The organism is Pseudomonas soli (genome assembly GCF_021283165.2).
Classification (GTDB): domain Bacteria; phylum Pseudomonadota; class Gammaproteobacteria; order Pseudomonadales; family Pseudomonadaceae; genus Aquipseudomonas; species Aquipseudomonas soli.
Genome location: NZ_CP128543.1, coordinates 4,004,017 through 4,029,214 on the forward strand (window position 1 = coordinate 4,004,017; position 25,198 = coordinate 4,029,214).

The window sequence follows — 25,198 nt, forward strand, 5'->3', positions numbered from 1 at the left end:
TTCCGAGGCTGTTTTCAACGCAGCATCACCGAGTATCAAGGCTTTTCATACAGAGCCTAGCCCTCCTGCACATCCTCGGGGCTGCAAAGCAGCCCCACGGCTACGCGCTCACCCGCTATGCTTTGTAAAAAACTGTTATAAAAAAACAGCTTGTCACAGCACATTTGTACGATCCTGCAACTGCTTGCGTGTTGGTGATCATCCCCCCGGCACGTATGATCCTTGGCAAACTTCTCAGAACAGAACGCTATGTCATTGATTGTGCTATTGCTTCTGCCCTTCGTGGGCAGTTGCCTGGCGGCTGTCCTGCCGCACAACGCACGCAACGCCGAGTCCATTCTCGCCGGGCTCGTGGCCCTGGTCGGCACCGTCCAGGTGGCGTTGCTGTACCCTCAGGTGGCCGATGGCGGGGTGATTCGCGAGGAATTCCTGTGGCTGCCCAGCCTGGGCCTGAACCTGGTCCTGCGCATGGACGGATTCGCCTGGCTGTTCAGCCTGCTGGTGCTGGGTATCGGCAGCCTGGTGGCGTTGTATGCGCGCTACTACATGTCGCCGCAGGACCCGGTGCCGCGCTTCTTCGCCTTCTTCCTGGCGTTCATGGGCGCCATGCTCGGCCTGGTGATCTCCGGCAACCTGCTCCAGCTGGTGTTCTTCTGGGAGTTGACCAGCCTGTTCTCGTTCCTGCTGATCGGCTACTGGCACCACCGCGCCGACGCCCGCCGCGGTGCCTACATGGCGTTGATGGTCACGGGGGCCGGCGGCTTGTGCCTGCTGGTCGGGGCACTGCTGCTCGGCCATGTGGTCGGCAGCTATGACCTGGACAAGGTCCTGGCTGCCGGCAACATCATCCGCCAGCATGCGCTGTACCCGGTGCTGCTGCCCCTCATCCTGATCGGCGCCCTGACCAAGAGCGCGCAATTCCCCTTCCAGTTCTGGCTGCCCCATGCCATGGCGGCGCCCACACCCGTCTCGGCTTACCTCCACTCGGCAACCATGGTCAAGGCCGGGGTGTTCCTGCTCGCCCGGCTATGGCCTGTGCTGTCGGGCAGCGAGGAGTGGTTCTGGATTGTCGGCGGCGCCGGCGCCGCCACCCTGCTGCTCGGCGCCTTCGCCGCGATGTTCCAGAACGACCTCAAGGGCCTGCTGGCCTATTCGACCATCAGCCACCTCGGCCTGATCACCCTGCTGTTGGGCCTGAACAGTCCGCTGGCAGCTGTCGCCGCGGTGTTCCACATCCTTAACCACGCCACCTTCAAGGCCTCGCTGTTCATGGCCGCGGGGATCATCGACCACGAGAGCGGCACCCGCGACATCCGCCGTCTCAGTGGCCTGTTCCGCCTGGTGCCATTTACCGCCACCCTGGCCATGGTCGCCAGTGCCTCGATGGCAGGGGTGCCGCTGATGAACGGCTTCCTGTCCAAGGAGATGTTCTTCGCCGAGACCGTGTTCATCAGCTCAACCGCCTGGGTCGAAGCGGCCCTGCCGGTGATCGCCACCCTCGCCGGTACCTTCAGCGTGGCCTATGCGCTGCGCTTCACCGTCGACGTGTTCTTCGGCCCTACGGCCGACGACTTGCCGCACACGCCCCACGAGCCACCCCGCTGGATGCGCGCGCCAGTCGAACTGCTGGTACTCACCTGCCTGGTGGTCGGCATTTTCCCGGCACAATCGGTCGGCCCACTGCTGGCCGCCGCCGCGCTGCCGGTCGTAGGCGGCACCCTGCCGGAGTACAGCCTGGCCATCTGGCACGGCTGGAATGCGCCGTTGATCATGAGTCTGATAGCCATGAGCGGCGGCATCGTTCTCTACCTGCTGCTGCGCAAGCAGCTGCAGCGCGGTCGTTTCCCCCACCCGCCGCTGATCGAGCGCTTCAATGGCAAGCGCCTGTTCGAGCATGGCCTGGTCCGCTTGATGCTGCTTGCACGGCATCTCGAGCGCCTGTTGACCACCCGCCGCCTGCAGACGCAGTTGTTCATGCTGGTGCTGGCAGCCTTCATCGCCGGCCTGACGCCACTGCTGTACAGCGGCCTGAGCTGGGGCGAGCGGCCGAAAATTCCCGGCTCCGGGGTCTTCGTCGCGCTGTGGCTGATCGCCATCGCCTGCGCCATCGGCGCCGCCTACCAGGCCAAGTACCACCGTCTCGCGGCGCTGATCATGGTCGGCGTCTGCGGCCTGATGACCTGCATCACCTTCGTCTGGTTCTCCGCGCCTGACCTGGCCCTGACCCAGCTGGCGGTCGAAGTGGTGACTACCGTGCTGATCCTTCTCGGGCTGCGCTGGCTGCCGCGACGAATCGAAGGCGTCTCGCCACTGCCGGGCAGCCAGGACCGTGCCCGCCTGCGCCGCCTGCGCGACCTGCTGCTGGCGGTGCTGGTCGGCGGCGGCATGGCCCTGCTGTCCTACGCCATGCTCACCCGCCCCACGCCCAACGACATTTCCTCGTTCTTCCTCAGCCGCGCCCTGCCGGAGGGCGGGGGCACCAACGTGGTCAACGTGATGCTGGTTGACTTCCGTGGCTTCGACACCCTCGGTGAGGTCACCGTGCTGGTGGCCGTGGCGCTGACCGTGTTCGCCCTGCTGCGCCGTTTCCGCCCGCCCAAGGAGAGCATGCAGTTGCCGGCACAGCAGCGCCAGCTGGCACCGGACGTGGTCACCGACCTGGTCAACCCGCGCCATGCCACAGACACCGCGCTGGGCTTCATGATGGTGCCGGCCGCCCTGGTGCGCCTGCTGCTGCCGATCGCCCTGCTGGTGTCGATGTACCTGTTCATGCGCGGCCACAACCAGCCCGGCGGCGGTTTCGTCGCGGGCCTGGTGATGTCGGTGGCGTTCATCCTGCAGTACATGGTCGCCGGCACTCAGTGGGTCGAGGCGCAGATGAGCCTGCGCCCACTGCGCTGGATGGGCACCGGCCTGCTCTGCGCCACCCTAACCGGTGCCGGGGCGATGCTGCTCGGCTACCCGTTCCTCACCACCCACACCGCCCACCTGCACCTGCCGCTGCTGGGTGACGTGCATGTGGCCAGCGCGCTGTTCTTCGACATCGGCGTGTACACCGTGGTGGTCGGCTCGACCCTGCTGATCCTCACCGCGTTGGCCCACCAGTCGGTGCGTGCCTACCGCCCCGCCAAGTCCAGCCAAGCAGGAGCCGCCTGATGGAAGAAGTCATTGCAGTCGCCATCGGTGTGCTCGCCGCCTCGGGGGTCTGGCTGATCCTGCGCCCGCGTACCTACCAGGTGATCATGGGCCTGTGCCTGCTGTCCTACGGCGTCAACCTGTTCATCTTCAGCATGGGCAGCCTGTTCATCGGCAAGGAGCCGATCATCAAGGACGGCGTGCCCCACGACCTGCTGCACTACACCGACCCGCTGCCCCAGGCGCTGGTGCTGACCGCCATCGTCATCAGCTTCGCCATGACCGCGTTGTTCCTTGTAGTGTTGCTGGCTTCCCGTGGGCTGACCGGCACCGACCACGTCGATGGGCGGGAGCGTGACGAATGAGCGGGATGAATCAACTGATCATTGCGCCGATCCTGCTGCCGCTGCTCACCGCGGCGCTGATGCTGCTGATCGGCGAAAAGCACCGCTGGTTGAAGGCGCGCCTGAACCTGCTGTCCACCAGCCTTGGCCTGGGCATCGCCGTCACCCTGCTGATGTGGGTACGCACACAGGGCCAGGCCGAATCCATCGGCGTGTATCTGCCGGGCAACTGGCCGGCACCGTTCGGCATCGCCCTGGTGGTCGACCACCTGTCGGCGCTGCTGCTGACGCTGACCGGCATCATCGGCCTGAGCGCTCTGCTGTTCGCCCGGGCCCGCTGGGACGGTGCTGGCGCCAGCTTCCACGCGTTGTTCCAGATCCAGCTGATGGGCCTGTACGGCGCCTTCCTCACCGCCGACCTGTTCAACCTGTTCGTGTTCTTCGAGGTGCTGCTGGCGGCCTCCTACGGCCTGCTGCTGCATGGCTCCGGGCGGGCACGGGTCAAGGCCGGGCTGCACTACATCGCCATCAATCTGTTCGCCTCGTCGCTGTTCCTGGTGGGCGCGGCCATGCTTTACGGCGTGACCGGCACCCTGAACATGGCCGATCTGGCACTGAAAGTACCGCTGGTACCTGAAGCCGATCGTGGCCTGCTGCATGCCGGCGCGGCGATCCTGGCCATCGCCTTCCTGGCCAAGGCCGGGGTCTGGCCGTTGAACTTCTGGCTGGTACCGGCCTATTCATCGGCCAGCGCGCCGGTCGCCGCCCTGTTCGCGATCATGACCAAGGTCGGGTTGTACGCCATCCTGCGCCTGTGGACGCTGCTGTTTTCCGGCCAGGCCGGCGCCTCGGCATTTTTCGGTGGTGAGTGGCTGGTCTATGGTGGCCTGGCGACCCTGGCCGTGGCGGCCATGTCGATCCTCGCGGCGCAGCGTCTGGAGCGCCTGGCGGCGCTGAGCATCCTGGTGTCCGCGGGCACGCTGCTGGCCGCCGTCGGTTTCGGCCAGCCGATCCTCACCGGCGCCGCGCTGTTCTACCTGGCCAGTTCCACCTTGGCCCTGTGCGCGCTGTTCCTGCTGGCCGAGCTGGTGGAGCGTTCGCGCTCGGCCAACGAGGCGCCGCTGGAAGATGAAGAAGGCGCAATGCCTTCGCCGCTGGAGTCGCTGCACCCACCCAAAGGCATCAACCTGGACGACGAGCAGCAGGTGGTGATCGGCCAGATCATTCCCTGGACCATGGCCTTCCTCGGCCTTGCCTTCATCGCCTGCGCCCTGCTGATCATCGGCATGCCGCCCCTGTCGGGGTTCATCGGCAAGCTCAACCTGATCAGCGCGTTGTTCAACCCGCAAGGCATGGGCGTCAGCCCAGAGCAGCCGCTGGGCGTCGCGGGCTGGACCCTGGTCACCCTGTTGGTGCTGTCGGGCATGGCCTCGCTGATCGCCTTCGGCCGGGTGGGCATCCAGCGCTTCTGGAAGCCCGAGGAGCGCCCCTCGCCGGTGCTGCGTCGCTATGAATGCGTGCCTATCGTCATTCTCCTGGGCCTGTGCATCTTCCTCAGCCTCAAGGCTGAGCCGCTGCTGCGCTACACCCAGGACACCGCCGCGAGCCTGAGCACGCCGGAGGCCTACGTCAAGGCGGTGATGGCCACCCGGCCACTGCCCGGCCCGACCACCCTCAGCGCGGAGGCGCAGCCATGAGCCGACTGTTCCCTGCGCCGCTGCTGTCCGTCGCACTGTTCGTACTATGGTTGCTGCTCAACCTCTCGGTCAGCCCGGGCAACCTGCTGCTGGGTGCCGTGCTGGGCATCCTCGCGCCAATCCTGATGGCCCCGCTGCGCCCGCAGCACGCCCACGTGCGCCGCCCATGGGCAATCGCCAAGCTGATTGGCCGGGTAGGCCTCGACGTGATCCATTCCAACCTGCTGGTGGCTCGTGGCGTCCTGCGCGCGGGCAGTACTCCACCGCGCTCGGCGTTCGTGCACATCCCGCTGGATCTGCGCGATGCCCATGGCCTGGCAGCGTTGTCGATGATCACTACGGTGGTGCCCGGCACCGTCTGGTCTGAACTGGCACTGGATCGCAGCGTACTGCTGCTGCACGTGTTCGACCTTGAAGACGAAAAGGCCTTCATCGAACACTTCAAGCACACCTATGAACGTCCGCTGAGGGAGATCTTCGAATGAGCGGCCTGCTTGCTTATGCCGTCCTCGCCAGCCTGTTCATCTTCGCCATCGCCATGGGCCTGGCACTGATCCGGGTGTTCCGCGGGCCGTCCGCCCAAGACCGCGTGCTGGCACTGGACTACCTGTACATCCTGGGCATGCTGATGATGCTGGTACTGGGTATTCGCTACGCCAGTGACACCTACTTCGAGGGCGCGCTGCTGATCGCCCTGTTCGGCTTCGTCGGCTCGTTCGCCCTGGCCAAATTCCTGCTGCGTGGCGAGGTGATCGAATGAACGAAGCTATCGTACTGCCGTTCTGGCTGGAACTGCTGGTATCCACGCTGCTGCTGCTGGGCAGCCTGTTCGCCCTGATCGGCGCCATCGGGCTGGTTCGTCTGAAAGACTTCTTCCAGCGCATGCACCCGCCCGCGCTGGCTTCGACCATCGGGGCGTGGTGCGTGGCGGCGGCCTCGATCCTGTACTTCTCGGTGCTCAAGCAGAGCCCGGTGCTGCATGCGTGGCTGATCCCGATCCTGCTGTCGATCACCGTGCCGGTGACCACGCTGCTTCTGGCCAGGGCCGCGCTGTTTCGCAAACGCACCTCGGGTGAACACGTACCCGAGGAAGTCAGCAGCGGGCGTGACCGCGGCAACTGAGGCTCATGCCTGGCTCAGGCGCTGCAACTCGCGGCGTACCATAGAGGCAAACGGCGGCGGGCTCATCTGGTAGAGCTCGCCTGCAACCCAGGCCAGCCAGGCGCCTTGCAGCACCTCCCGGCGCGCCAGCAGGCGCTCGGCCTCCTCCACCGCACGCGCCTGGTGCTCGCGGTGAAAGTCTGCCCGCGAGCCCGCGCTGGGCTCGCCGCTCATTCACTGGCCTTGAAAGTGGTCAACTCGCCCTTGCGCCATTTGGCGACCTTGCCAGTCACGGCCTTGAGCAACTTGCCCAGGCCTTCCTGCACCTGTTGCTGGGCAGCGAACACCAGCATCACGCCATGCCCGTCGCGGAACACGATACCTTCGCCTTCCGGTACCGAGACGAAGGCGTAGTCGCCCTGGCCATAGACGTTCAGCTTGATCTCGCGAAAACGCAACTCCAGCTTGCCACCTTCGCGGCTGGGCAGCACCGCGGCACGGAAGTGGTCGCCTACTTTCAGTTCCAGGCGCTGCTTGTCATCGACCACCATGGCGTCTTCGGTGTCGATTTCGGCCATGTACAGGCCTTCCGGATTCTGCTCGGTGACATAGATGAAACGCCCGTGGAACAGTTTGACCAGTTGGGCGCGCAAGTCGCCCAAGGCGAACAACGCATGGGTATCCAGTGTACTGACTGCCAATGAAAGGCTCCTCACATCGATTGCAACGGCCACGCCACGGACACCGCAGGCGTCAGGTGGCAGGCACTGTTTAGTCATGGTCCGCAGGACCGTGAAACAAGCATCAAAGCGTCCTCGCGCAACGGCGCAGGCGCAACCAGGAAGTGATTCACCCAGCCACCGCCCGGCGACGCGAAGTAAGCTTCGGCTTGATTCCGCAAAGGAAACGTAATGTCCGACAGCAAAAATGCCGGAAAAGATGCGACAAACAACGCCAGTTCTTTGGCCAGAAAGGAATGCTGGTCTTCAGTCGCGCATTACAGGAGAGCAAATATGCACGAAAACACCGAAACCCGTCGAGAGGCACGTAATATTTCTGATCGGGAAATGCCTCGCTATATCGTCATCCCCGCAGGCAACGCGTTCTACCACATTGCCGAGCGCGATACCGGGCGCGTAAGGGGATTTCGCCAGTGCCACAAACAGGCCTGCGCACTGGCCCGGCATTTCGAGCGCTGAATCTTTCAGGCGGCGCTGCACCGCTGCAGCTGGGCCAGCCAGGCAGCCCGGCATTCCAGTGCTTCGGCGCGGCTGGCGAACGCCGTGCCACGGCGCTCGCCATCGACCAACACCACCCAGCATACCCGTTTACCTACGGCCTGCATTGATCGCGGCACACCGGTGCCGATCATGGCGGCTACATCGACTTGGCTATTCACCATTCCCTCCGGAATTTAATTAGCAACCTAACGATGTGCGCATGATACGACCAGCCCTGCCGGGGAAAAAGCGTCGCCTGGTACAGCTGTATTGCAGTAATGGCAACAAATCCGCTCAACCCAGCCCCGGATCTGGCCGGTAGCCCAGGCGCAGCCCACCCCAGTGCCGACCTTGGACGAAGATAGGCACGGACAGGTCGTGCATCAGTTCCCCTGTATCGCGGGTGTAGGTCTGCAACAAGACTCGCTGCTGATGACTGCCACAGCGACTGCCGGTACGATCGTCGAAAATGCGTTTGCTGCGACTGTACGCAGTGTCATGTGCTGGGTCGCCGGTCAAGGGTTGGTTGAAGACGTTATTGTGGGTGGGCACATAACCCTGCTGCGTACACGCGATGGCGTAAACCAGCCCGTCGTGCTGCACCAGCGGCTCCTGGATCTGTGGCAGCACGCTATCGGTGTAAGGGTCGAAGCGCGTAGTGAAGCGCTGTGGCTGCACGCCAGGGATCGGTCGGTAATGGCGATCGAACAGATCGTCCAGGCTGATCCGCCCCTTCTCGACATCTGCCTCGAACTGCTCACTGATCTGCCGAGCACCGGCCTGGGCAAGTTCGAAGACACGCTGGTGGTAGGCATCCAGCCCCACCTCGGCCAGGCGCTCGCTAATGTTCTCGACCTGTCCCTCCATCTGCACGGCCGCCTCGGCCAGGTGTCGAGTCTGCTGGTCACTCACCAACAAATCACCGCGCACCTGGGCCACGGCCTGGAACAGGTTGTCGAGTTGGGCCTGGTTGGTCTGCGTGCCCTGGGCAATCTCGCTGACCTGGACTTCGACACTGGCCGCCAGCTCGGCGATCTGCGCCAGCTGCCCACCAGTATGCTCGACCTGCTTGACCCCAGCGCCCAGCTCATCGGCCAACCCTCGGATCTGTTCCACCACTTGGGCAGTGCGCGCTTGGATGTCGGCCACCATCTGCCCGACCTCCTCGGTGGCACTGGCGGTGCGCCCAGCCAGGCCACGCACCTCATCGGCGACGACCGCAAAGCCACGACCGTGTTCGCCAGCGCGCGCCGCCTCGATGGCGGCATTGAGCGCCAGCAGATTGGTCTGGCTGGCAATCGCCTGGATCACCAGGGTGACCCGGGCGATATCCTCGCTACGCTGGTGCAGCGCCTCGATCAGCTCGCGGCTGGCACTGGCCCGCTCGCTCAGGTCACGCATGCGTTGTATCGACTCGCCCAGCACGGCGCTGCCCGCGACGCTGCTGTCATGGGCCGCACGTGCGGCGGTCAGGGCCTGCTGGCTGAGCTGGGCGGTGGCCTGCTCGGTGGTGATCATGATCTCGGCGCTGCCGACGATCTCCTGGGCCGCGCCCAGTTGCGACTGTACCCGCGCCGCCAGCTGCTGCACCGAATGGGCCACTGCGGCGGCGGACAGGGCATTGTGGCTGGTGCCGCGCGCGAGCTCTTGCAGCAGGCCATCGTCCTGCGCGGTGGGCGTAACCGCAGGCACTGGCGCACGCCGTCCACGCGGCAGCCACAGCACCAGCAGCGCCAGGGGCACGACCAGGTACAACGCCAACCCGGCATAGGCCATGGCGGCCAGCAGCGCGCACAGGGCAACACCCTGCAACAGGGCAACGCCAGCACCCGTTTGGCAAGGCTCAGGTCGAGGTGTTTCAACGGCTGACAGAGATCCTTCTCGCATCATCTTCGTGGTCCATCCGCGTGTCGTTATTGTGACGTCATTAAACGCCACTATAACGCCATTATCCATGCCTCCAGAGGGGCAAGACGGTCGCAGTTGATGCAGGGCAAGAAAGCAAGAAGGCCCCAGGGATCGCTCCATGGGGCCTTGCGCAAGGCGTTGGATCAGATCTGCCGCTGGTGGCGGTCGAGCTGTTCGTGACGCTCCTGGGCTTCGATGCAGTACTTGGTAGTCGGGCTGATCAACAGGCGCTTCAGGCCAATCGGCTCACCACTGTCGTCGCACCAGCCAAAGCTTTCGTCGGTGATGCGGTCCAAGGCCATCTCCAGTTGCGGCAGCAGGCGCTGGTCGCGGTCGATGGCATTGACCAGCCAGGTGCGCTCTTCCTCGACCGATGCCACGTCAGCGGGATCCGACGGGGTATCCAGGCTTTCGATAGCAGTGCGGCTCAGTTCGATGCGCTCGTGGGTTTCGACTTTCATCGCCTGCAGCAACGCGGTGAAATATGCGAGCTGCTCGGCATTCATGTAGTCATCGGCCGACATGGCCAGCAACTGTTCCTTGGTCATCGATTTCTCTATGAAAAATGTGCATATGGGCGATTCGGGTGCCAGCGACGCGACGGCGTCGACGGCGAAATTCTTCAAGCGCCAACCGGCACTCTTTTTACAGGGGGCGGAAGTCTAAGGTGCCAGGCGGCAGCGGGCAACATAAATGACGGAGGATTTGTCCGAAACAGCCAGGAATCCGCCTACTGGTGCGTTGCCTGCGCTTCACGACGAGGCACAGAAAAATATGTAGTAATAAATATTGGCTGCAACCACCCCCGCTCGCAAGCGTCGCAACGTCAGGAGGTATCGGGTTAATGACCAGAGCCGAGCGCAAACGCGCTTGATACAGCCTCGATCAGATAGGAGGCCTGGCCATGAATGACACAACAACTCGACGCTTTGTCCGCTCCAGCACGCTTCAATGCAAAGTTGCCCGACGCTTCGCCGATCGTCCGGAATTGCTCGATGCTGCGGAGCATATCCTGGCAGCACAATGGCTCCATTATCTGCCAGACGATACCCATGATCCAACGGGGCTCTATCTCGCCAGCCGGCAATCAAGCTCCAACAGCCTGTGGGTTCGCCCCTTGTCGCATGTGCTCACCGAGCGCTATTGCCTGGGCCGGACCCTCAACCTGACGATTGACGAAGATACCCTCACTACGCATGTCGATGCTGATCCCGCCTGGCAGGTGGACATCCCCTTGCATCAAGTGGAATTGCTGATCAATGACACTGCACCGTTTCTGCTCGATGTGTACCAACAATCCTTGGCGACCCATTGGAGCCGCTTCGACACCAGGGGTGAGACCCCGTGGCAATGGTATGCCGAAGACCTTCGCAACCGCTTTCTGGCAGCCATCGACGCCCATCAGAACGCCGGCAGCCTGTCTGATTTCGCCTTGGTCATCGCCAGGCTGGTGCATAGCCAACCTGATTCCGGGTACCGAAATTGGCAGAACACAGGTGGCTTGAGCGTCTCGCAGCTTGCCGTGGATTTCTCCGAGGTCGGGATGCTGGACAACGAACTGGCGAGCGCACTGTTGATCGAGCACCGCGATGCCGATCCCGAGCGCAAGGTGACCCTTCTCTACAGCCTGACAGGCAAGCTCCTGGCTTTCCCCTCCCGCCAGGACCTGTTGCAGGCCATCGCTCGATACTGGCCCGCAAGATCCCGAACCGCGTGCCGGAAAGTCAGCATCGGCCCGCCCGCGCAAGGCGACTTCGAAAGCATGGCGCTGGGCGTTCTGGAGCAGCAACTGCGCATCATCGACAGTCGTGCCGCAAGCTATCGGAGCAAGCTTGACGCCATCAATATGAACCTGGAACTGGACAGGCTCACCTCCATGCTGGACCTGTGCAGCAATACCGAATCCAGAGCGCGTAATACGTTGTCGGCCCAACTGCCCGACTGGCTGCGCGACGCGGGGAGCCAGCCCTTGTTGCGCTACAGCACGCTGCTGTTCGACGTCGCCCAGGCTCTCCATACCTCCAAGGGGCAGTTCTGGCTCGATGGGGTCGACAACGCCGTGGAGTTCGCCAACCGGAAACTTGCCGCACGCTTCGCTGCGGATCACCCGGGCGATCCGCTCGAACCTGAGCAGATCAGGATCATCAACTACCAGGTGATTGGCGCCGCTGCCGGGCTTCCTGGACTTGGCAGCATAGGCGAGGTGACCCCCGTCACCTTCTCTCTCGCCCGACTGGCCATCGCCAATGTCGGCTTGCTCAAACCGGGTCGGGTGGAGCTGCACTCCAATGATGCCGCGCCCTTGCCTGCCTGGCTGACTGAAAGCTACCTGCGCGAAGTGGTCGAAGACCTGGATATCGCCAGCGCCTATCCAGCCATGCTGCGCAGCAAGTTGCTGGATGACAGCGGCCAGCGCGAGTGGCGCCAGCGCCAACTCTTGGCGCAACTCGGCAGCCAACTGCCGGCGCTGGCGCAAGAGCTGTATCTACGGGGGAAATTGCCGGACCCGGAGGTCGTCAGTCACATCAGCCAGTTGTTCTGCGACGCTGACGAGAATGATCCGAAGCGCTGGGTGATCAGACCGCTGGGTCTACTCAAGGCACCTGACTCGACAGTGGATCACCCACGCAACACCTGGCTCATAGAGCCCTATTCACCCAACGCCAACAGTTGCCTGCTGTACCGCCCCCTGCACCAGGACAGCCTGCTGCACTTCACCGATCGGCTGGCGCTGTTCGTGGCCATCAGCACCCCTGGCGCTGTGCAGGACGACCTGCTGCACCGTCTTCCGGCCGAGGACCGCAGATTCTATGCCCACGGTGGCTTCCTCGAGCCACATCTGTTCGTACCACTGGATGACACCAGTGCAGTCCCGTTCGGCACGCCCGCGCCGGTGGAACTGACATTCGAAGCACCTTCCAAAGACCTTGGCGCAGATCTCTACCTGGCTTGCGTCAACGAATCGATCCATGAGTTCGAAGAGCATGCCTGGACGAGCGCGCAGACCCGCTGGGCACGCTGGAAAGAGCTGGGAGGACTACTGTTCAACACCTTGCTTCCCCTCGCAGGAGGCGCACTGGGCAAAGTGGCCTGGCTGGCGCAGATGGAAGTGGCACTGGCCGATTTCATCGAAACGGATGCCGGGCAGGATTCCTCAAGGTACTGGCAGGCAGGGGTCAACCTGCTGCTCAATATCGTCATGCTGCTGGCTACACATGCTGATACTCGCCTGAGAGAGGAAAATGGTGAGGAACGCTCACTGGGGATGTCGGTCACGCCCCCCATCGATACAGCGCCGGAACCAGCCGCGCCCGCCGTGGTAGAAGGTGTCTCTGCGATACATCTCGACTTCAGCTGGGGGCGCCCCACCCGCACTTTGACTGTTGCGCAAAGCACTAGACTGCACGCCTTGCAGGCGGATATCGATACCACCGTACTCGGGGAACCGTTGCCCAGCAGCAACCTGCGCGGCCTGTACCTGCATGAATCAAGGCTCTACACGGTGCTGCAGGGCAAGGTGTACCAGGTCATGCTCGACCTGCCTCGCAATCAACTGCGCATCGTTGGCCCTGACGAAACCCCAGGCCCCTGGCTACGGCGCGACGAAGTAGACCGCTGGCAACTGGATCTGAGCCTCACTCTGAAGGGTGGCATGCCACTGTCCGCACAGGTCCGAAAGCTGCAGCTGCAAAAAGCGAGCGCCCTGCGTACTGCAAACGAACTGATCAAGGCCGACAAGGACACCATCGACGCCAGGATTCTGGAACAGACCACACTGGAGAAGCTGGTCGCCAGCCCTCTCGACGATGCCCGCCTGCACACCTGCCAGGACAAGCTCGATACCCTCTCGGAGTTCTGGGCGACACACATCGAGCATCTGAAACAGCGCAACACATTGCAACCAGTGAAGGACTTCAAAAAAGTCCACGCCTTCGCACTGTATCATGAGAGTTTCTGCCAGCGCCTGTTGCGCAAAGTGCTGCACCTGCGCTATCGCCCTGATCGAGACCAATTGCTCAACGCTGCCAGCCTCCAGCAGGCCGGCGAGGTCCTCACCCCCGGGGACGTCAGTATCATCGCCGCCCGCCTGGACAGAATGGCCCCCCTGATAGACCGGATGATCGACAACAATCGACGCTTGCGTCACTGCCAGGATGAACTGAGCAAGCTGGCAAGCCCCCACCAGCCCGAGATCCGGCGATGGCGGGACTTCGCCGTCAGCATGCCGGCAACGCCGGAGCAGGAACTGATCCTGCGCTTCCTGCGGCTTGAAGGACTGCTCAACCGCATGACCCTGGTACACGGCCTGAGCGAGGAAGCGTGCTACTGGAGAGACCGCTTCTGGGGCAACTTCGAACTGGGTATCGCTCAGCGAGCCAAACTGTTCAAGCTGTCAAGCACCGATGACGAAATCACCACCAGACTACTGCGCAGCATTATCGGCCACCTCACGGCCGCATCCCGACAACTGCAAATCTTCACGGCACTGGTCAAGGACAGCGCGGCGTTACAGACCGCGCGGCAGATGAATGAACAAATCGACTGGCTGCTGGAACGAAACCGCGAGGACCTGAAAGAACTGCCCGACTATCCGCCGGTCAGCAGCCTGGGGCAACTGCGCAAGAAGGTACCCGGGCTGATCGAGACCAACGAACATGGGCTTCTGCTGGCCGATCCACGCAGCGACGATGCCAACACCGTCGATATTCCCGGCCCAGACGACAAGACACCCACGCGTACCTACCACCTCAAGCATGGCGACTGGGTGGAGCTCAAGCCCTCCCAGCCCGCCTCCCGCTCAACACAGTCGAGTCTCAAACGCCTTCTCAAGGACAGCGACGCATTGATTGCGCAGGCCCACGACGAGGTGGCGAGCCTGCAAGCGCAGTCAAGTCGCTATCTGCCAGTAGAGCTCCAGGAGAGCGTGCTCTATCAACGCACCCGCCTGCTCGAACGCGTCGATGCCATCGAGGCACGGCTGACCGAGATCAACGAAACCGACGACGCTCATGGCGGCAAGGATGCCGAACTGGTCGCCGGATCCCTACGGCGGCTGGCCGATGAGTTGGAAGGAACGGCTACACGCTTGCGCGTGTCAGCCGCACTCACGCAGAGACCGCGCATGGTTGAGCTCATGTATCTGGTGGATAACGGGCTCGTGCAGTTGCGGGCCGAAGGGGTACGCAGTCGACTGGCCAGGGCCAAGGGGCGGCCAGCCGATTTTCTCGACGAATACAGCATCAGCCACGAAGGCAAGGTGCTGTGGTACGCACACTTCCACTACCCATCGACGACCACCGCCAAGACAGACTTCACCGCTGGCCACCTGAAGACAGCAGCGCAACGGCATATGCCAGGCCAGCGCTACAGCGATGGCAGCGGTAACATCGTGGATGTATACCGTGCCCCGATTACCAGCGCGGCCGCCGCCAAGTACTTCTTCAGCCTTTAGACCAAAGGGGCGGCTGCGGCCGCCCCCCCGTCAACAGTCCTTGAATTGCGCCTCGCGCTTGGCGATGAAGGCGGCCATGCCTTCCTTCTGGTCCTCGGTAGCGAAGGCGGCATGGAACACCCGGCGCTCGAAGCGGACCCCCTCGCTCAGGGTGACTTCAAACGCCCGGTTGACGCTCTCCTTGACCATCATGCTCACTGGGATGGACTTGGCAGCAATGGTCGCTGCCACTTTCAGTGCCTCCTCCAACAGCTCGGCCTGCGGCACGATGCGCGCTACCAGGCCCGCGCGTTCGGCTTCCTCTGCCCCCATCAAGCGGCCGGTCAGGCACAGTTCCATAGCCTTGGCCTTGCCTACCGCGCGAGTCAGGCGCTGGGTGCCGCCCATGCCCGGCAGCACGCCAAGATTGATTTCCGGCTGGCCGAACTTGGCATTGTCGGCGGCGAGGATGAAATCGCACATCATCGCCAGTTCGCAGCCCCCACCCAAGGCAAAGCCGGACACCGCGGCGATAATCGGCTTACGCCGGTTAGCGATGCGGTCGGCGTCACTGAACAGGTCGTCGACGTAGATCTGCGGGTATTGCAGCTCGGCCATTTCCTTGATGTCGGCGCCGGCAGCGAAAGCCTTGGCAGAGCCGGTCAACACCACGCAGCCGATGTCTGGATCACGCTCGAGCTGGTCCAGGGCCTGGTTGATTTCACCAACGATCTGCGCATTCAGCGCATTGAGCGCCTGCGGACGATTTAGGGTGATCAGGCCGACCTTGCCGTGGATGTCCAACAGGATGGTTTCGAATGCCATGCAGACTGCTCCTTCAAAGATTGCGCGCAATGACCATGCGCTGAATGTCGCTGGTACCTTCGTAAATCTGGCAAACCCGCACGTCGCGGTAGATGCGCTCGAGCGGGAAGTCGCTCAGATAGCCATAACCACCCAAGGTCTGCAAGGCGTCCGAACAGACCTTTTCGGCCATTTCCGAGGCGAAAAGCTTGGCCATCGAGGCTTCCACCAACGCCGGGCGCCCGGCGTCGCGCAGGGCGGCGGCGTGCAGCACCATCTGCCGGGCCACGGAGATCCTGGTGGCCATGTCGGCCAAGCGGAAGGCCACGGCCTGGTGCTCGATCAGCGGCTTGCCGAAGCTTTGCCGTTCGTTGGCGTAGTCGCGCGCCACCTCGAAGGCGGCGCGGGCCATGCCCACCGACTGCGAGGCGATGCCGATGCGCCCGCCTTCGAGGTTGGCCAGGGCTATCTTGTAGCCCTGCCCTTCTTCTCCGAGGCGATTGGCCACCGGCACACGCACATTGTCGAAAACGATCTGGCAGGTGTCGGAGGCATGTTGACCAAGCTTGTCCTCGACGCGTGTCACCTGGTATCCCGGTGAGTCGGTGGGCACGATGAAGGCCGTGATGCCACGCTTGCCAGCGTCCGGATCGGTGACAGCGAAGACGATTACCACTCCGGCGTTTTGCCCGGAGGTGATGAACTGCTTGCTGCCGTTGAGCACGTAGTGGCCACCCTCCAGACGGGCGCGAGTCTTCAGGCTGCTGGCATCGGAACCCGCCTGGGGCTCGGTCAGGGCGAATGCGCCGAGCATCGCGCCACTGGCCAGCGGCGCGAGGAACTGCTGCTTCTGCGCCTCGCTGCCGAACTTGAGGACCGGCACGCATCCCACCGAGTTGTGCACGCTCATGATGGTCGAGCAGGCACCGTCACCGGCGGCGATTTCTTCAAGGGCCATGGCATAAGCCACGTAACCTGTGTCACTGCCTCCGTACTGCTCCGGCACCAGCATGCCGAACAGTCCCAACCCGGCCATTTCCTCGATGGCTTCTTTCGGGAAGCGATGCTCCTTGTCCCATTGCTCGGCGAACGGCTTCAACCGTTCCTGGGCGAACGCACGCACGGCGTCGGCGATCTGTTGTTGCTCGTCAGTTACCAACATGGTTCACCTCAGTACAGGCATTCGACGGCCATGGCCGTCGCTTCGCCACCGCCGATGCAAATGGCCGCCACGCCACGGCGCAGGTTGTTCTGGCGCAGCGCCGACAGCAAGGTCACCAGGATCCGCGCACCCGAAGCGCCGATTGGGTGGCCCAGGGCGCAAGCGCCACCATGGATGTTGACCTTGTCGTGGGGCAGGTCGAGATGCTTCATCGCCGCCAGGGTGACCACCGCGAACGCTTCGTTGATCTCGAACAGGTCCACCTCGGCCAGGTTCCAGCCAGTGCGTTCGAGCAGCTTCTCAATGGCGCCGATCGGCGCGGTGGGGAACAGCGCCGGGGTATCGGCGAAGGCAGCGTGGCCATGGATCAGCGCCAGCGGCTTGAGGCCGCGCTTTTCGGCCTCAGAGCGCCGCATCAAGACCAGCGCCGCGGCCCCATCGGAGATGGAGCTGGAGTTGGCGGCAGTGACAGTACCGCCCTCGCGGAAGGCAGGTTTCAACTGCGGGATCTTGTCCAGGCGAGCCTTGGGCGGCTGCTCGTCGTCCTTGATGACCCGCTTGTCCTTGCCCTCGGTGACCTCCACCGCAACGATCTCGGGCGCAAACCGACCGCTCTTGATTGCATCCTGGGCACGGGTCAGCGAAGCGATGGCGAAAGCATCCTGGGCTTCGCGGCTGAAAGCGCCCTTCTGCGCGCAGTCTTCGGCAAAGGTGCCCATCAGACGGCCTTTGTCGTACGCGTCCTCCAGCCCGTCCATGAACATATGGTCGATGATCTTGCCGTGGCCCATGCGATAGCCGCCACGGGCCTTGTCCAGCAGGTAGGGGGCGTTGGTCATGCTCTCCATGCCGCCGGCGACGATCACGTCGGCGCTGCCGGCGAGCAACTGGTCATGGGCCAGGATAGCGGCCTGCATGCCCGAGCCGCACATCTTGTTCAGCGTGGTGCATGTGGTGTGCTTGTCCAGACCGGCACCGAGCGCTGCCTGGCGCGCAGGAGCCTGGCCCTGGCCAGCCGGCAGCACGCAGCCGAACAGTACCTCCTGGACGCTGGCAGCATCGATACCGGCGCGCTCGACGGCGGCTCGGATCGCCGCACTGCCCAGTTGCGCCGCGGTCAGGCTCTTGAGGTCGCCCTGCAGGCCGCCCATCGGCGTACGCACGGCGCTGACGATAACAATCGGATCGTTGGCGAGGGTCATGTTCAATCTCCTTACTTGGCAGCCATGCGCAGCGCTCCGTCGAGGCGGATCACCTCACCGTTGAGCATGCTGTTTTCGATGATATGGCGGACCAGTGCAGCGTATTCCTGAGGGCGGCCCAGGCGAGGCGGGAACGGCACGCCAGCGGCCAGCGAAGCACGTACTTCCTCGGTCATGCCGGCCATCATCGGCGTTTCAAAAATGCCCGGGGCGATCGTCATCACGCGGATACCGAAACGTGCCAGCTCACGGGCAGCGGGTAAGGTCAAGCTGGCGATGGCGCCCTTGGAAGCGGCATAGGCCGCCTGGCCGATCTGCCCATCGTAGGCGGCGATGGAGGCGGTGTTGATGATCACGCCACGCTCCCCTTCCTCGTCCGCAGCCCCTTCGGCCATGGCCGCAGCAGCCAGCCGCAGCAGGTTGAAACTGCCGATCAGGTTGACGTTGATGACCTTGGCGAAGCTGCCCAGGGCGTGCGGGCCATTCTTGCCCAGGACCTTTTCGGCACCGACGATGCCTGCGCAGTTGACCACCCCGTGCAGGCTGCCAAAGGCACCAACGGCGGCGTCGATTGCGGCTTGTACGGCCTGTTCGTCGCTGATGTCGGCCACCGCGAAGCGGGCATGGTCACCCAGCTCGCGCGCCTTCGTTTCGACGGCCTGGGCATTGAGGTCGACCAGCATGACCTTGGCACCAGCCTCGACCAGCATGGACGCAGTAGCGGCACCCAGCCCAGAGGCGGCGCCGCTGACGATGAAGTGCTTGTTCAGTAGTTGCATGATCGGCTTTCCTTTCAGGCGCTGACAGGGGTGATCTGTTGCGCTTGTTGTTTGGCGACTTCCTGGTTACGCAGGATGAAGCGTTGCAGCTTGCCGCTTGGGGTCTTGGGCAGCTCGCTGACGAATTCGATTTCACGGGGGTAGGCATGTGCGTACAAGCGCTGGCGCACATGCTGACGCAGGTCCTCTTCCAGCTCGGCGCTGCCTTGATAGCCGGCGGCCAAGACCACGAAGGCTTTGATCAGCTCAGTGCGCTGCGGATCCGGTTTACCGATCACCGCCGCCTCGATCACTGCGGGGTGCTCGATCAACGCGCTCTCTACATCGAACGGGCCTACTCGGTAGCCGGAGGTGGTGATCACATCGTCACTGCGCCCGACGAAGCTGACGCTGCCTTCCGGGTTCAACTCGACGGTGTCGCCGCTGAGGTAGTACTTGCCGACAAAGGCCTTGGTCGGTAGACCGTGGTAGCCAGCGAACCAGCACAACGGCGATTGCTCGCGATCGACAGCGAGGATGCCCGGCTGTCCGGCTGGCAGTTCCTGCCCCTGCTCGTCCAGTACCACGATGCGATGGCCGGGGATGGCGAAACCGGCCGCCCCCATGTGCACCGCATGTCGCAAACCATGGTGGTTGCACAACACCATGCCCAGCTCGGTCTGGCCGTAATGGTCGTGGATGGTGACCCCCAGTTCTTCGGCGAACCAGCGGATCACCTCTGGGTTGAGCGGCTCACCGGCACTGCTGACCACCCGCAGGCGCCCGTTGACAGGTGCCGAGAACTGCTCGCCGGCGGCAATCAGCAGGCGAAATGCGGTGGGAGAGCCGGCCAGGTTAGTGATACCCAGCTTGTCGATCACCCGGGCGCAGCTGTCGACGCTGAAGGGGCCATCGTAGAACGTGGTGGCATGGCCCAGCGACAAGGGACCGGTCACGGCGTAGTACAAGCCATAGGCCCATCCTGGGTCGGCCAGATTCCAGAAGTTGTCTTCTGGGCGCAGGTCGATGGCATCGCGCATGTAGCCCTGGAAGGCGACGATGGCGCGCAACGGCACTTCCAGCGGTTTGGCAGGGCCGGTGGTGCCGGAGGTGAACATCAGCAGGAACGGGTCGCTGCCCGAGCGCATGACCGGCTCGCAAACCTGCGATGCGCTGTCCATGCATTGCTGAAAGTCCAGTTCGCCACTGCGGGCGTTTACCGTGATGATGGTCGGGCAGCCGTGCACATCGTCCAGTTTGCAACGGTTAAGGCTGTCGGTCACAACGACGCGGGCGCGGGATTGCGCCAGACGGTGCTCGATGGCCTTGGGACCGAAAGCAGTGAACAACGGTTGATACACTGCCCCGAGGCGCCATGTGGCAAGCACCGTGACCAACAGCTCGGCCGTGCGCGGCATGAGCCCTGCTACCCGGTCCCCGGCACCCACTCCTTGAGCCTTGAGTACATTGGCGAAGCGGACCGCAAGGGATTGCAACTGATCGAAGCTGTAACGGCTGCTGTTGCCATCGCGGTCCTCGTGCAGCAGCGCCAGCCTGCCGCTGCCGACATGTCGGTCACAGCATTCGACACAGGCATTGAGTGCTTCGAGGTTGCCATGCAGCGCTGTCGCAACAGCTTCGCCATACTCGAACACACGAACAGCCTCGGCGTAATCACGCATCGTCGGACTCCTGGTTTGTTTTTTTTGGAGTTAACCATCGGTCCGACGATGTTCGCGCCGCTCGTCATCAGCGGCAATGGCCAAAGCTGTCAATCTGGATGACCGGTTTGGCCGCTGACGGGCTCACCCCAGGCCCCGCTCCCATCCTCGTATGAACTGCAAGCTCAGCTCGACCCTCAAGGCTTGGGTCTCCTCTGCCCGCTGCTCATCCAGCACCCCCTGCTCATCCTGGAACTGCGCGGTATCGAGCGTCCCACGGCGTGCCTGCAAAACCTGCTGGCGCTCGTTAACCCGTTGCTCCAAAGCCTCGAAGGCTGGGCGATAACGCCGTGAGAGAAAGCCTTGCCAGAATGGTCGCTGGCTCAGGTAGCTTGCCAATGCCCCCGGCGTTTCCAGGGCGCGCACCGTTCGCCGCGCCGCGAGCAGTTGATCTGCGCTCACACGATTGAGATCGGTGATACGCAGGGCGTGCGGCTGGCCCGGCAAGCGCAGCCATTGACGCAGGCCAACCCGATACCCCAGGCGAATGCCAGGGGCATCATGGACCTCGCGCTGAAGGCTGCGCCGCGCTGTATCCTGCCGGGCAATGCGCTGCACCTGTTCCAGGCGGAACAAGCTACGCCCCAGCGCATACAGCTCGGCGCCGGAGGTGGCGACCTGCGCCTGAGCAACCTGGTTGCGCAGGCGGCTCACCCACATCTGGCTGAAGCAGTCCATCACTGCGTTGTCGTTTACCGGCCGCTGCGCTGCGAGACGATACACCGTCGCCTGCAAGTCAGCGTCGGTGTCGATGGCCATCAGCAAGAGCCAGGCGTTTTCCAGGAGCTCTGCGCGAGGCCAGGCATAATCGGCAAGGGGTATCAGCCGTTGCAACAGGCCGATCAGCTCACCCCCTTCGGCTGTTGCCTGCAGGCGCTGCCAGCGCCGGTCTCGTGCCGGCTGGGCCGCCGCATCGCCGTCGACCCACCAGGCCCGGACGAGCACCGGATCGTCCACTGGGGAGCTCAATAGCTCATTTTCCTCGACGATGGCATCCAACGCCTGCAATCGCAAAAGGTCCAGGGAGCTCAAACGGTTGCCGTCTACCAACAAGGAGCGGCGAAACTCGTACGGCATCGCCAATACCTCGCCCGGCACGCCAACCAGTTGGTTGCTCCTCAAGTCCACCTGCTCAAGGAAGCCACAAAGCCCGATATCTCTCGGCCACTGCTCGAGGCGACAGTTTTGCAGGCGCAGTTGTACGAGATGCGGTAGCCGGCTAAAACTCATGGTCGTTTCCCCGAGGGGATTGTGGCTGAGATCGAGGTGGGTCAGCCGGCCCAGGCTCTGCAACCGTGTGAGGGAGGCTAAATCCGGACGTATGTCATTGTGGCGCAAGTGCAATTCCCGCAGCGCGCTGAGGTAACCGATACCCTCTGGAAGGCGCAACAACCGATTGTTGTTCATGTTCAATACCCGCAGTGCAATCAGCCCCTGCATGAACTGCGCAGGCACGTGAGTGATCGCGGTTTCATTGATGGCCAGCACTGTCAGGTGAGCGAACTCCAACGTGGCTGGGAGCTCGGGAAGACTGCTGATACGCGGGCCCAGAAGGTGCAGGCGCTGGCCAATCACTGCGCCTTGAGCATCCCGCACCAGCTCACCTTGCGCTCTCCAGGCTCGGCGCAAGTCAGCGGCAACGCGCATGCGCGATCGGCGCACGGCGTCGCTCAACGCCGCCGAAACCCAGCGATTGAGCGCCTGGTCCAAAGCCTCATGGTCATCCTGGAGGTCGGCCAGTATTTGGTACGCAGTGCCCCTGCCCCGGAGCAGGCGTTCTATTTCGGCATCCAGCTGAGCATCCTGCAAGCCGAGGAAATACCGTTGCAGGCCGCGCCGTAGCACCTCCCGCGCACTCCCTCGCCCCGGTTCGCGGCCGCTGAGCAGATACCCCACACGGCCATCCTCCAGCCGCCTGCCGGGGTTGAACCAGCGTGGTTGTGCTGGCCAGCCCAGCAAACGCGAAATACCGTCACCCGTTGCAGGCACTTGACCGACGATCTGAGCACGCAGTTGCACTGCCCGGTCGCCACTGTCCACACCCAACTCGGCTAATTGCCGGGCGGTGAGCGTCTCGCATATGACAGAAAAGATATCTGCTGACCTGTCATGCGCCAGCGCCAATGGTCGACCATCGCTGCCGTAAACCAGGAAACGTCCCTGGCTGCGCACCATCACCTTGCAGGCCACCGCATCATCAGCGGCGACGATGCTGCCAATCAGACGCCCGTTCACCGTCCCCTCACGCAACTCCAGGCTCACCGAGATGGGATCACCCTGAGCCAGTAACGCCATCACCAACGCACCGGTTTCATCACTGTAGGCGCAGGTCAGGTACAGGCCTTCCAGCGCACGGCTCAGGCGCACCACACGCAGCAACGCAGCGGCTCGGCTGGCAAGTTCCAGGTGCAGCCTGCCAGTGGCAAGCGATTGGCTGCGCTGTGTCGCATCTGCCTCTGCCGCCAACTCACGGGCATAAGCCACCGGCAGGCCAGGAAAGTCCCGCACGAGCACGCGTACCAGCTCATCGTCGCTGGCAGGCCACGCTGTCAGGTGCTCCAGCAAGGGGCCACGCAGGGCATGTTCATGGGCAAGCACGTTGCTCATTCCGCTACCGACCTGCTCTTGCGCTTCGCACCAGCGGAGCAAGGGAATATCCCCTTGCGGCAGTTGGCCGCTGCGAACGTGGGCAAAGAACCGGTCAACGCGCGAATCCTGCTCGAAACGCCGCAGGGTCTCCCTGAGGTTCACCGGCACGACACGGTTCTCGACCAGGATACCGCGCAGTTCATCCTGGTCGACGCCTGCCACCTGCAGGATCTGCCGGGCCCTGGCCGAGTCAATGGCAGGATGTTGCGGCCAGAGGGTATCAAGCATGCGGGCGCTGTCCTGCCAGTCCAGTGGTTGCTCGCACATCAGTTGCCAGCAGCGCTCACCGTTATGCAGCACTATCGGGCCATAGGCATCAGCACGCAGAGGGTGACGCAGACGATAAAAGCCATTTGGCTCCTGCCGGTGCACCTCGAAGTAACGCGTCCCTGAGCGCATCCAGCATTGCGTGCCTTGACGATACAGGCCATCCGCGCCCAGGCTCGCGCCTTCTGGGCGGGACTGGTAGGGATCGAGGTCCCCAGACCATAGGCGCTGTCCCCTCGCGCCGAGGCTCACCGGTTGCAGGGTATCGAGCAGGCCACCTTGCAACAGTGCAACCCCTGCCACCACGGCGCTGCCCACCGCCACCGTTTCAAGCACATTGAACAGGTGCTCCAAGGCTTCATGCTGGTGCCCTTCGCTCAAGTCGGCAACGCCTTCATAGATGTCGGACAGCGTCTGGACCAACAATTGCCCCAGCAAGATCGCGCCGACCACCGGGATGAATAACCCGGCCAGATTGACCAGGCTCATGCCGGCCGACGTCCACTGTTCAAAGCGCTCGCGTGCGGCCTGGGCATCGGCTTGCGCCGTTGGCACGAGCAACAGGCGTGCATCATCTTTCACCCGTAGCACCTGCTCTGCGGCCATCCTGGCAAACACGCTCCCTTGAACAGTCCTCGCCTGCACCCGCAGGTCGGGAACCTGATCCTGCAGCCGCAGTTCAAGCGTACGCAGGAAACCTGCCCTGTGCCGCAAGCTGATCAACTGGCTGAAATGCTGCCGGTAAGCCGGCGCTTGCAGCAACATGGCAAGGGCCTGCTCCAGCACGGCCGCGTCGCGAAAATAGCGCAGGGCCTTCACCGGATCTGTCGGCAGATAAAGCACGATCCCCTGAGACTGACCGTGCTGATCTTTCAATTCGATCAGCATGCCGTCAGCAACAGGCTGCTCCAGCACCTGCAACAAACCTGGGTAAGCCCTCAGCCCGATGTGCAGCAGACCTATTTCCTCATCGAGTACCCCACGCAAGGCGCTTTCGCCGAAAGCGTCTATTTCGCCTTGCAACACAGCGATCTTGGTGGCAAGCCGCAAACCTGAACGTTTGTGATCGGCCAGCAGCTCCTCGGTCGCGGGCGAAAAAACCTGCGCCAGCAAGTCCTGATAGCGGCTACCTGCATCCAGCTCCCGACAGCCTGCGACCAGTTCGCCGGACTCGCCCGAAAGGACAGCGTCCGTGCCTGCAAGCACCAGGCCTGTACCTTTGTAATAAGTGCTGTGCGCCGGGAAGTTGCTCATCAGTTGCTGCAGCCCGTTACGCCGGCTCTCGCTATAGCCGTAACTGGGTAACGCCTGGCCTGCAAGCGTGTCGAAGCGGGGCGTCACGACCCGCCATTCAAGTTCGGCAAAGGTCGTACCTTCGGGCAGTGGTTGCCTGAGCAACCCGCTGAAGTGCCGTTCGGCGAACACCTGCAGCGATTGCAATTGGGCAGTAACAGCCCGCAGCCGCGCCTGGCTTGCCCGATGTTCCTTGAAGCGCGCCCGTAGATCTCTGATCTGGGCCAGCGAAGCCCGGCTCAGCCAGTCGGGTAGCCTGGCGCGTATGAAGTCATGCGTAGCACTGGTGATTTTCTGTTCAGTCGTACGTTCCGCGGTTGTGGTCATGGAGTCTCCTTGGTTGACGGTAGCGACCCGTCAATGCTCCCCGACCGCCGACGCTAAACGCAGAAGGAACTGCACCTCTTTTTGCTTCACGGCACGCGAACGGCGCCGAGCTGCCCCATCATGCGACGGGGCGAGGAGCGCCAGTCACCCTGCGCTCCTGACGCAGGGTGTAAAACGCC

The 25,198-nt window shown here is 63.2% G+C and carries 19 protein-coding genes; 8 read left to right on the forward strand and 11 right to left on the reverse strand.

Features of this window, described 5'->3' with window-relative positions:
• The first annotated feature begins 249 nt into the window (after window positions 1-249).
• The 6 genes from LU688_RS18565 to LU688_RS18590 are packed head-to-tail and all read left to right on the forward strand — an operon-like array spanning window position 250 to window position 6,298.
• On the forward strand, window positions 250-3,156 hold the full coding sequence (locus LU688_RS18565) for a monovalent cation/H+ antiporter subunit A (RefSeq protein WP_038706466.1): 2,907 nt from the start codon (window positions 250-252) through the stop codon (window positions 3,154-3,156).
• On the forward strand, window positions 3,156-3,500 hold the full coding sequence (locus LU688_RS18570) for a Na+/H+ antiporter subunit C (RefSeq protein WP_023632557.1): 345 nt from the start codon (window positions 3,156-3,158) through the stop codon (window positions 3,498-3,500). Before LU688_RS18565 ends, LU688_RS18570 begins: the two co-directional genes overlap by 1 nt.
• Window positions 3,497-5,176: a monovalent cation/H+ antiporter subunit D gene (locus LU688_RS18575; protein WP_094012096.1), complete on the forward strand. Its 1,680-nt coding sequence runs from the start codon at window positions 3,497-3,499 to the stop codon at window positions 5,174-5,176. Before LU688_RS18570 ends, LU688_RS18575 begins: the two co-directional genes overlap by 4 nt.
• The gene (locus tag LU688_RS18580; protein ID WP_094012095.1) at window positions 5,173-5,661 is read left to right on the forward strand and encodes a Na+/H+ antiporter subunit E; all 489 of its coding nucleotides are present in this window, start codon (window positions 5,173-5,175) and stop codon (window positions 5,659-5,661) included. Before LU688_RS18575 ends, LU688_RS18580 begins: the two co-directional genes overlap by 4 nt.
• Entirely contained in the window at window positions 5,658-5,936 is a 279-nt protein-coding gene (locus LU688_RS18585) for a K+/H+ antiporter subunit F (RefSeq protein WP_023632581.1), read from the forward strand. The genes LU688_RS18580 and LU688_RS18585 overlap by 4 nt, the downstream gene beginning before the upstream one ends.
• A complete protein-coding gene (locus LU688_RS18590; RefSeq protein WP_023632580.1) occupies window positions 5,933-6,298 on the forward strand; it encodes a Na+/H+ antiporter subunit G in 366 nt (121 codons plus the stop codon). Before LU688_RS18585 ends, LU688_RS18590 begins: the two co-directional genes overlap by 4 nt.
• A gap of 3 nt (window positions 6,299-6,301) precedes the next feature.
• Here LU688_RS18590 and LU688_RS18595 read toward each other — a convergent pair whose 3' ends face one another.
• Window positions 6,302-6,511, reverse strand: coding sequence for a hypothetical protein (locus LU688_RS18595; protein WP_094012094.1), 210 nt, complete (start codon window positions 6,509-6,511; stop codon window positions 6,302-6,304).
• Window positions 6,508-6,978: a hypothetical protein gene (locus LU688_RS18600; RefSeq protein ID WP_038706469.1), complete on the reverse strand. Its 471-nt coding sequence runs from the start codon at window positions 6,976-6,978 to the stop codon at window positions 6,508-6,510. The genes LU688_RS18595 and LU688_RS18600 overlap by 4 nt, the downstream gene beginning before the upstream one ends.
• Window positions 6,979-7,188: 210 nt before the next feature.
• Between LU688_RS18600 and LU688_RS18605 the strand changes: the two genes are divergently transcribed.
• A complete protein-coding gene (locus LU688_RS18605; protein WP_123902486.1) occupies window positions 7,189-7,476 on the forward strand; it encodes a hypothetical protein in 288 nt (95 codons plus the stop codon).
• Between the two features lie 5 nt (window positions 7,477-7,481).
• Here the strand turns inward: LU688_RS18605 and LU688_RS18610 are convergent, their stop codons facing one another.
• The 3 genes from LU688_RS18610 to LU688_RS18620 form a co-directional block, all read right to left on the reverse strand.
• Window positions 7,482-7,676, reverse strand: a complete 195-nt coding sequence (locus LU688_RS18610; RefSeq protein WP_094012104.1) for a hypothetical protein — start codon at window positions 7,674-7,676, stop codon at window positions 7,482-7,484.
• 115 nt (window positions 7,677-7,791) lie between these two features.
• Window positions 7,792-9,387, reverse strand: coding sequence for a methyl-accepting chemotaxis protein (locus LU688_RS18615; RefSeq protein WP_094012093.1), 1,596 nt, complete (start codon window positions 9,385-9,387; stop codon window positions 7,792-7,794).
• A 161-nt stretch (window positions 9,388-9,548) separates the two neighbouring features.
• The gene (locus LU688_RS18620; RefSeq protein WP_023629711.1) at window positions 9,549-9,953 is read right to left on the reverse strand and encodes a TraR/DksA family transcriptional regulator; all 405 of its coding nucleotides are present in this window, start codon (window positions 9,951-9,953) and stop codon (window positions 9,549-9,551) included.
• Between the two features lie 356 nt (window positions 9,954-10,309).
• On the opposite strand from LU688_RS18620, the gene LU688_RS18625 reads away from it, so the two are divergent.
• The gene (locus LU688_RS18625; RefSeq protein WP_143067572.1) at window positions 10,310-14,857 is read left to right on the forward strand and encodes a hypothetical protein; all 4,548 of its coding nucleotides are present in this window, start codon (window positions 10,310-10,312) and stop codon (window positions 14,855-14,857) included.
• A gap of 30 nt (window positions 14,858-14,887) precedes the next feature.
• Here the strand turns inward: LU688_RS18625 and LU688_RS18630 are convergent, their stop codons facing one another.
• The 6 genes from LU688_RS18630 to LU688_RS18655 all read right to left on the reverse strand — a co-directional run bounded on the left by LU688_RS18630 (window position 14,888) and on the right by LU688_RS18655 (window position 25,019).
• Complete coding sequence (locus tag LU688_RS18630; protein ID WP_038706471.1) at window positions 14,888-15,661, reverse strand: enoyl-CoA hydratase; 774 nt, start codon at window positions 15,659-15,661, stop codon at window positions 14,888-14,890.
• Window positions 15,662-15,674: 13 nt separating this feature from the next.
• On the reverse strand, window positions 15,675-16,802 hold the full coding sequence (locus LU688_RS18635) for an acyl-CoA dehydrogenase (protein WP_232888253.1): 1,128 nt from the start codon (window positions 16,800-16,802) through the stop codon (window positions 15,675-15,677).
• A gap of 8 nt (window positions 16,803-16,810) precedes the next feature.
• On the reverse strand, window positions 16,811-18,004 hold the full coding sequence (locus LU688_RS18640) for an acetyl-CoA C-acyltransferase (protein ID WP_094012090.1): 1,194 nt from the start codon (window positions 18,002-18,004) through the stop codon (window positions 16,811-16,813).
• A gap of 11 nt (window positions 18,005-18,015) precedes the next feature.
• The gene (locus tag LU688_RS18645; RefSeq protein WP_023629454.1) at window positions 18,016-18,783 is read right to left on the reverse strand and encodes an SDR family NAD(P)-dependent oxidoreductase; all 768 of its coding nucleotides are present in this window, start codon (window positions 18,781-18,783) and stop codon (window positions 18,016-18,018) included.
• 14 nt (window positions 18,784-18,797) lie between these two features.
• A complete protein-coding gene (locus LU688_RS18650) occupies window positions 18,798-20,444 on the reverse strand; it encodes an AMP-binding protein (protein WP_023629453.1) in 1,647 nt (548 codons plus the stop codon).
• A 123-nt stretch (window positions 20,445-20,567) separates the two neighbouring features.
• Window positions 20,568-25,019 (reverse strand): NEL-type E3 ubiquitin ligase domain-containing protein, encoded by a 4,452-nt coding sequence (locus LU688_RS18655; RefSeq protein ID WP_160291110.1) that lies wholly within the window; start codon window positions 25,017-25,019, stop codon window positions 20,568-20,570.
• Window positions 25,020-25,198: the final 179 nt, after the last annotated feature.

Excerpts from the sequence above, each read along its gene's own strand:
- LU688_RS18565 (WP_038706466.1), top strand. The coding sequence starts at position 250 with ATGTCATTGATTGTGCTATTGCTTCTGCCCTTCGTGGGCAGTTGCCTG.
- LU688_RS18570 (WP_023632557.1), top strand. The coding sequence starts at position 3,156 with ATGGAAGAAGTCATTGCAGTCGCCATCGGTGTGCTCGCCGCCTCGGGG.
- LU688_RS18575 (WP_094012096.1), top strand. The coding sequence starts at position 3,497 with ATGAGCGGGATGAATCAACTGATCATTGCGCCGATCCTGCTGCCGCTG.
- LU688_RS18580 (WP_094012095.1), top strand. The coding sequence starts at position 5,173 with ATGAGCCGACTGTTCCCTGCGCCGCTGCTGTCCGTCGCACTGTTCGTA.
- LU688_RS18585 (WP_023632581.1), top strand. The coding sequence starts at position 5,658 with ATGAGCGGCCTGCTTGCTTATGCCGTCCTCGCCAGCCTGTTCATCTTC.
- LU688_RS18590 (WP_023632580.1), top strand. The coding sequence starts at position 5,933 with ATGAACGAAGCTATCGTACTGCCGTTCTGGCTGGAACTGCTGGTATCC.
- LU688_RS18595 (WP_094012094.1), bottom strand. The coding sequence starts at position 6,511 with ATGAGCGGCGAGCCCAGCGCGGGCTCGCGGGCAGACTTTCACCGCGAG.
- LU688_RS18605 (WP_123902486.1), top strand. The coding sequence starts at position 7,189 with ATGTCCGACAGCAAAAATGCCGGAAAAGATGCGACAAACAACGCCAGT.
- LU688_RS18615 (WP_094012093.1), bottom strand. The coding sequence starts at position 9,387 with ATGATGCGAGAAGGATCTCTGTCAGCCGTTGAAACACCTCGACCTGAG.
- LU688_RS18620 (WP_023629711.1), bottom strand. The coding sequence starts at position 9,953 with ATGACCAAGGAACAGTTGCTGGCCATGTCGGCCGATGACTACATGAAT.
- LU688_RS18625 (WP_143067572.1), top strand. The coding sequence starts at position 10,310 with ATGAATGACACAACAACTCGACGCTTTGTCCGCTCCAGCACGCTTCAA.
- LU688_RS18630 (WP_038706471.1), bottom strand. The coding sequence starts at position 15,661 with ATGGCATTCGAAACCATCCTGTTGGACATCCACGGCAAGGTCGGCCTG.
- LU688_RS18635 (WP_232888253.1), bottom strand. The coding sequence starts at position 16,802 with ATGTTGGTAACTGACGAGCAACAACAGATCGCCGACGCCGTGCGTGCG.
- LU688_RS18640 (WP_094012090.1), bottom strand. The coding sequence starts at position 18,004 with ATGACCCTCGCCAACGATCCGATTGTTATCGTCAGCGCCGTGCGTACG.
- LU688_RS18645 (WP_023629454.1), bottom strand. The coding sequence starts at position 18,783 with ATGCAACTACTGAACAAGCACTTCATCGTCAGCGGCGCCGCCTCTGGG.
- LU688_RS18650 (WP_023629453.1), bottom strand. The coding sequence starts at position 20,444 with ATGCGTGATTACGCCGAGGCTGTTCGTGTGTTCGAGTATGGCGAAGCT.
- LU688_RS18655 (WP_160291110.1), bottom strand. The coding sequence starts at position 25,019 with ATGACCACAACCGCGGAACGTACGACTGAACAGAAAATCACCAGTGCT.